A 5,538-nucleotide genomic window follows, 5' to 3' on the forward strand; every position below is an offset into this window, starting at 1 on the left:
CCCTGGATGATCCTCCGGGCTCGCCACCACCGGCGCGCCCACGAGGGAGAACGCCCCGCCCGTGAAGGAGACGTACGCCCCCGGGTCCGTCACCCTCGGGCCGCCCGCCGCCTCAGTCATCGCCGGACCGCCCGGCGCCTCACCGGCCCGGGCCGTCCCCGAGGCCGGCACGGGCACGGCCGCGAGACCGGCCCCCAGCACCGTCCTGCGCGCCACAGACATGCGTCCCCTCCCACACCCCGGGTCACTCCTATTTGCTCAGAGCCATGACAAATAGTGGAGGGGGCCGACAGCGGGCGGAACCGGTCGGGGCCGCCGAATAGTTTCGAAGGACCGAAGGACTGGAGGACCGGAGAAACGGAAAAGGCCCGTACGACCTCAGTCGTACGGGCCTTTCCCTTAGGTCAGATGACCCTCAAGCAAGCGGAACTTACTTGACGATCTTGGTGACCTGGCCGGCGCCCACGGTGCGGCCACCCTCACGGATGGCGAACTTCAGGCCCTCTTCCATGGCGACGGGCTGGATGAGCTCCACCTTCATCTCGGTGTTGTCACCCGGCATGACCATCTCGGTGCCCTCGGGGAGGGTCACCACGCCGGTCACGTCCGTCGTGCGGAAGTAGAACTGCGGACGGTAGTTGTTGAAGAACGGCGTGTGGCGGCCACCCTCGTCCTTGGACAGGATGTAGGCCTGCGCCTCGAACTCGGTGTGCGGGGTGACCGAGCCCGGCTTGATGATGACCTGGCCGCGCTCGACGTCCTCGCGCTTGATGCCACGGAGGAGCAGACCGACGTTCTCACCGGCCTGGCCCTCGTCGAGCAGCTTGCGGAACATCTCGATGCCGGTGACCGTGGTGGTGGTCTTCTCGGTCTTGATGCCGATGATGTCGACGGTCTCGTTGACCTTGAGGACACCACGCTCGATACGGCCGGTGACGACCGTACCGCGACCGGTGATCGTGAAGACGTCCTCGATCGGCATGAGGAACGGCTTGTCGACGTCGCGCTCCGGCTGCGGGATCGACTCGTCGACGGCCTTCATCAGGTTGAGGACGGAGTCCACCCACTCCTGCTCGCCCTCGAGGGCCTTGAGCGCGGAGACCTTGACGACCGGAACGTCGTCGCCGGGGAACTCGTACTCGGAGAGGAGCTCACGGACCTCGAGCTCGACGAGCTCCAGGATCTCCTCGTCGTCCACCATGTCGGCCTTGTTGAGGGCGACGACGATGTACGGAACGCCGACCTGGCGGGCCAGGAGCACGTGCTCCTTGGTCTGCGGCATCGGGCCGTCGGTCGCGGCGACCACGAGGATGGCGCCGTCCATCTGCGCCGCACCCGTGATCATGTTCTTGATGTAGTCCGCGTGACCCGGGCAGTCGACGTGGGCGTAGTGACGCGCCTCGGTCTGGTACTCGACGTGCGCGATGGAGATGGTGATACCGCGCTGGCGCTCCTCGGGCGCCTTGTCGATGTTGTCGAACGGGGTGGCCTCGTTCAGGTCCGGGTACGCGTCGTGCAGCACCTTGGTAATGGCGGCCGTGAGGGTCGTCTTACCGTGGTCGATGTGACCGATGGTGCCGATGTTGACGTGCGGCTTAGTCCGCTCGAACTTCGCCTTCGCCACTGGGGTCCTCCTGGGAGTGGTTCTGGTACGCCTTACTTCATCGGCGCCAGGTGATCTTTGCTGTAAAGGCCCGGAACCCGGGGCAAACGCTCACGATTGCGGACGTTTGCCCCTTGAGGCTCCGGAGTCAAGCCTACGGCGTGTGAACGCGGTGCGTTACTCGCCCTTGGCCTTCGCGATGATCTCCTCGGCGACGTTCCGCGGAACCTCGGCGTAGGAGTCGAACTGCATCGAGTAGCTTGCGCGACCCGACGTCTTGCTGCGGAGGTCGCCGACGTAGCCGAACATCTCCGACAGGGGCACGAGGCCCTTCACGACGCGGGCACCAGCCCGCTCCTCCATGGCCTGGATCTGGCCACGGCGGGAGTTGATGTCACCGATGACCTCGCCCATGTAGTCCTCGGGCGTGGTGACCTCGACGGCCATCATCGGCTCGAGCAGCACGGGGCTGGCCTTGCGCGCGGCCTCCTTGAAGGCCTGCGAACCGGCGATCTTGAAGGCCAGCTCGGAGGAGTCGACCTCGTGGTAGGCACCGTCGTGGAGGATGACCCGGACACCGGTCATCTCGTAGCCGGCGAGGATGCCGAACTGCATGGCCTCCTGCGCACCGGCGTCCACCGAAGGGATGTACTCCTTCGGGATGCGGCCACCGGTGACCTTGTTCACGAACTCGTACGAGACGTCGCCGCCCTCGAGGGGCTCGATGCCGATCTGCACCTTCGCGAACTGACCGGTACCACCGGTCTGCTTCTTGTGGGTGTAGTCGACACGCTCGACGGCCTTGCGGATCGTCTCGCGGTAGGCCACCTGCGGTTTGCCGACGTTGGCCTCGACCTTGAACTCGCGCTTCATGCGGTCCACGAGGACCTCGAGGTGAAGCTCGCCCATACCGCCGATGACGGTCTGGCCGGTCTCCTCGTTGGTGTGCACCTGGAAGGAGGGGTCCTCCTCCGCGAGACGCTGGATGGCGACACCCAGCTTCTCCTGGTCACCCTTGGACTTGGGCTCGATCGCGACCTCGATGACCGGCGCCGGGAAGTCCATGGACTCCAGGATCACCGGGCTCTTCTCGTCGCAGAGCGTCTCACCGGTGGTGGTCTGCTTCAGGCCCATGACGGCGACGATGTCGCCGGCGCCCACCGACGCGATCTCCTCACGCTTGTTGGCGTGCATGCGGTAGATCTTGCCGATGCGCTCCCTCTTGCCCTTGACGGAGTTCAGCACCGAGGTGCCGGACTCCAGGCGGCCCGAGTAGACCCGGACGAAGGTGAGCTTGCCCAGGTGCGGGTCGCTCATGATCTTGAACGCGAGGGCCGACAGCGGCTCTTCCTCGGACGGCTTGCGCTTGATGACCGTCTCGGCGTCCTTGACGTCGTGGCCCTCGATGGCCTCGATGTCGACCGGGGACGGCAGGTAGCGCACGACCGCGTCGAGCAGGGGCTGGACGCCCTTGTTCTTGAACGCGGTACCGCAGAAGACCGGGGTCACCGTGGTGCCGGTGCCCTTGCCGGACGCGATGGTGATACGACGGATCGCGGCGTACAGCTGCTCCTCGGAAGGCTCCTCGCCCTCCAGGTACAGCTCCATGATCTCTTCGTCGTTCTCGGCCACGGCCTCGATCAGCTTGCCGCGGTACTCCTCGGCAGCCTCGGTGTGCGTGGCCGGGATGTCGACGACGTCGTACATCTCGCCCTTGGTGGCCTCGGCGGACCAGACGAGCGCCTTCATGCGGACCAGGTCCACGACGCCCTGGAAGTCGGCCTCGGCACCGATCGGGAGCTGCATGACGATCGGCTGAGCGCCCAGGCGGTCCGAGATCATGTCCACGCAACGGTGGAACTCGGCGCCCGTACGGTCGAGCTTGTTGACGAAGCAGATACGCGGCACGCCGTAGCGGTCCGCCTGACGCCACACCGTCTCGGACTGCGGCTCGACACCGGCGACGCCGTCGAACACCGTCACGGCACCGTCGAGCACGCGCAGGGAGCGCTCCACCTCGACGGTGAAGTCGACGTGACCCGGGGTGTCGATGATGTTGATGGTGTGGTCGACGTCTTCCAGCGACCAGTGACAGGTGGTGGCAGCAGAGGTGATCGTGATGCCACGCTCCTGCTCCTGCTCCATCCAGTCCATGGTGGCAGCGCCGTCGTGGACCTCACCGATCTTGTAAGACACACCGGTGTAGAACAGGATCCGCTCGGTGGTGGTCGTCTTGCCCGCGTCGATGTGGGCCATGATGCCGATGTTGCGCACCTTGGCCAGGTCAAGTGAAGTGGTAGCCATAAGGCTTCAGTCTTCTCTCGGTCTCGATGTGGGTAGCGACTACCAGCGGTAGTGCGCGAAGGCCTTGTTGGACTCGGCCATCTTGTGGGTGTCCTCGCGCTTCTTCACGGCAGCACCGAGGCCGTTGGAGGCATCGAGAAGCTCGTTGAGGAGACGCTCGGTCATGGTCTTCTCGCGACGGGCGCGGGAGTAACCGACCAGCCAGCGCAGCGCCAGGGTGCTGGCGCGGCCGGGCTTGACCTCGACCGGCACCTGGTAGGTGGCGCCACCGACACGGCGGGACTTGACCTCGAGGGTCGGCTTGATGTTCTCGAGAGCGCGCTTCAGCGTGATGACCGGGTCGTTGCCGGTCTTCTCGCGCAGGCCCTCCATGGCGCCGTAGACGATGCGCTCGGCGGTGGAGCGCTTGCCGTTCAGCAGCACCTTGTTGATCAGGGAGGTCACCAGAGGAGAGCCGTAGACCGGGTCGATGATGACCGGGCGCTTCGGGGCGGGGCCCTTACGAGGCATTCTTACTTCTCCTTCTTGGCGCCGTAACGGCTGCGAGCCTGCTTGCGGTTCTTGACACCCTGGGTGTCGAGCGAGCCGCGGATGATCTTGTAGCGAACACCCGGCAGGTCCTTCACACGGCCGCCGCGCACGAGCACGATGGAGTGCTCCTGCAGGTTGTGTCCCTCACCCGGAATGTAAGCGGTGACCTCGATCCCGCTGGTCAGACGCACACGCGCGACCTTACGCAGGGCCGAGTTCGGCTTCTTCGGGGTGGTCGTGAACACACGCGTGCAGACGCCACGACGCTGAGGGGAACCCTCGAGTGCGGGCGTCTTGTTCTTCTCGACCTTGTCCTGCCGGCCCTTACGGACCAGCTGCTGGATCGTAGGCACTACTTCTCCGGTTTCTGTGTGCCGATAGGTACAGCTAACCTGGAACTTCGCCGACCCACGCGGTCGGGTGTGTCGAATCCGCCAGACTCCCGCCGCAAGGCGAAAAGGGCGCGAATTACGGTGGCCGGTCGCGGCTCGCCGTGCGGTTGAAGGCACGCACACGAGCCAGGGCACACCCCAGGCACAAGGTCTGAGCGTACCTACCTCATTCGCTGCGGTCAAAACAAATGGGGTGGGCCTGATCACGCCGGGCACGCCGGCCCGTCGGCGGCCGTGACGCGAGCACCCTCCGGAGCCCTCGATCACCCGCGGAGCTCCGCCAGCGACCCGTAGAGCCCGCCAGCAGCCCACCCACCCGCTGGCGCCTGCCAGTCGTTCGCCGCAGGGCCGTGTCAGCCGCCGGCAGAGCGCGTCAGCCGCCCGCCGCGGACCCCTCGGTCGCCCGCCGGCGCCCGTCAGCGGCCCGCCCGGCACAGCCTGTCTGCCGCCGGCAGAGCCCGCCAGCCACCAGCAAAGCCCGCCCACAGTCCGCGGCAGAGCCCTTCAACCACCCGCCGGCATCCGTCAGCAGCCGCACCACAGCCTGTCAGCCGCCGGCAGAGTCCGTCGGCCTGCCGCCGCACAGCCCGAGCGGCCCGCCGGCGCCCGCCAGCAGCCCGCCGCAGCGCCCGCCAGCCACCAGCAAAGCCCGCCCACAGTCCGCGGCAGAGCCCTTCAACCACCCGCCGACGCCCGTCAGTAGTCCGC

The 5,538-nt window shown here is 66.6% G+C and carries 5 protein-coding genes; all 5 read right to left on the minus strand.

Going from position 1 to position 5,538, the window contains the following annotated elements; all coding sequences use genetic code 11:
* The coding region (locus IE312_RS38830) for a hypothetical protein (RefSeq protein WP_229899073.1) at positions 1-222 on the minus strand (222 nt) is incomplete at its 3' end.
* A 208-nt stretch (positions 223-430) separates the two neighbouring features.
* Complete coding sequence (gene tuf, locus IE312_RS05005; RefSeq protein WP_014674366.1) at positions 431-1,624, minus strand: elongation factor Tu; 1,194 nt, start codon at positions 1,622-1,624, stop codon at positions 431-433.
* A gap of 156 nt (positions 1,625-1,780) precedes the next feature.
* The gene (gene fusA, locus IE312_RS05010) at positions 1,781-3,907 is read right to left on the minus strand and encodes an elongation factor G (RefSeq protein ID WP_189978705.1); all 2,127 of its coding nucleotides are present in this window, start codon (positions 3,905-3,907) and stop codon (positions 1,781-1,783) included.
* Positions 3,908-3,946: 39 nt separating this feature from the next.
* Positions 3,947-4,417: a 30S ribosomal protein S7 gene (gene rpsG, locus IE312_RS05015; RefSeq protein ID WP_030345396.1), complete on the minus strand. Its 471-nt coding sequence runs from the start codon at positions 4,415-4,417 to the stop codon at positions 3,947-3,949.
* Between the two features lie 2 nt (positions 4,418-4,419).
* Positions 4,420-4,791, minus strand: a complete 372-nt coding sequence (gene rpsL / locus IE312_RS05020; RefSeq protein ID WP_003948652.1) for a 30S ribosomal protein S12 — start codon at positions 4,789-4,791, stop codon at positions 4,420-4,422.
* Between the last annotated feature and the right edge of the window lie 747 nt (positions 4,792-5,538).

This window comes from Streptomyces capoamus (genome assembly GCF_014654935.1).
In the GTDB taxonomy this organism is placed as follows: domain Bacteria; phylum Actinomycetota; class Actinomycetes; order Streptomycetales; family Streptomycetaceae; genus Streptomyces; species Streptomyces capoamus.